This is a genomic window from Vibrio sp. YT-17 (assembly GCF_033337375.1).
In the GTDB taxonomy this organism is placed as follows: domain Bacteria; phylum Pseudomonadota; class Gammaproteobacteria; order Enterobacterales; family Vibrionaceae; genus Vibrio; species Vibrio alginolyticus.
Map to the genome: position 1 here is coordinate 1 of NZ_JAWOQP010000131.1, position 1,209 is coordinate 1,209.

Genomic DNA, 1,209 nt, shown 5'->3' on the forward strand with positions numbered 1-1,209 from the left:
GCCTTTATTATCTTTAAGCTTATGCGCGGAATGTTAGGTGCGAAGCAGGGCAGTATGAACCAGCAACGTCAACAACCGGCATTTGGTGGTAACGCGTCAAAGTTTGAACAACCAAACATGCAGAACTTTGAACAACAACCAAATACAAACGCAGGCGGTTTCACCGGTTTTGGTGCTCAAAGAGATGTACCACACAATTACCCACCGGGTTTCGATCAAGCTGCGTTTATTAACGGTTCTCGTGAGCACTACCGCATTTTGCAAGGTGCGTGGAACCACAACCAACTAGACACTATTGAAGAATATGTTTCTCCAAGTCTATTTGAAGATCTGAAAGCTGAGCGCGCGAAGCTAGAAGGTGAGCAGCACACTGATGTGATGTATGTCGATGCAGAGATCGTTCGTGCTGAATACGATGCGAACAAAGCACAATTAAGTTTGCAATTTAGTGGCCGTTACCGTGATGCTGCAGAAGGTGTAGAGGAAGATATTGAAGATATCTGGCACCTAGAGCGTGACCTAACGGTACCGAATGCACCTTGGTTGATTGTTGGTATTCAAGGTTAATCACCAACGTCGTTCAATTTAGTCTTAATAAAATCCCGCTATTTAGCGGGATTTTTTGTATCTGTTAATTGTTGGATGAGCGGAGATAGCTCTACAGGTAAAAGCGAAAGGCAATGCTCCGTAGCTAAGCACAATACAACTCAGTCGTTTTATGATTTAGCAGTCTAATGACTTAGCCATTTGGCATCTGGGATAGCTCAGTTAGTATTTTGTTGTGTCTATTCTTGAGAGATTTAGAAAGTTAATACTATTCAGTGTCTTGTCGAAGAACTCTTACCTGTTAAAAGATCGGTTCTAACGTTGAGTTTGGCCTAAAGCAATGTGGTTGTCGGTATTGGTTGAAGATCTTAGCTACAGTAGGAGTTCGTAGAACATGAATGCGACACCGTGGGGTGAGCGAGAGATTGTTAGAATGGGTGTTGATCTTACGATGTATAGAACGAAAAAAGCCAGCTCGATGAGCTGGCTTTTTCAATATGGTGGAGGGGGACGGATTCGAACCATCGAAGGCGGAGCCGGCAGATTTACAGTCTGCTCCCTTTGGCCACTCGGGAACCCCTCCAGGGTGTTTTATACTTAAAAGTTAGTTTCCCAACCTAGCTTTCAAGTTCTTCTCATGTTTAAAGGAAAAACATAAGAAAG

1 protein-coding gene and 1 tRNA gene are annotated in these 1,209 nt (G+C 43.4%); one reads left to right on the plus strand and one right to left on the minus strand.

Features of this window, described 5'->3' with window-relative positions; all coding sequences use genetic code 11:
• Nucleotides 1-567 (plus strand): Tim44 domain-containing protein (locus tag R7F67_RS24410; RefSeq protein WP_318057488.1); only part of this gene is annotated, 567 nt, incomplete at its 5' end.
• Between the two features lie 477 nt (nucleotides 568-1,044).
• Here the strand turns inward: R7F67_RS24410 and R7F67_RS24415 are convergent.
• A tRNA-Tyr gene (locus R7F67_RS24415) sits at nucleotides 1,045-1,129 on the minus strand.
• Nucleotides 1,130-1,209 lie beyond the last annotated feature (80 nt).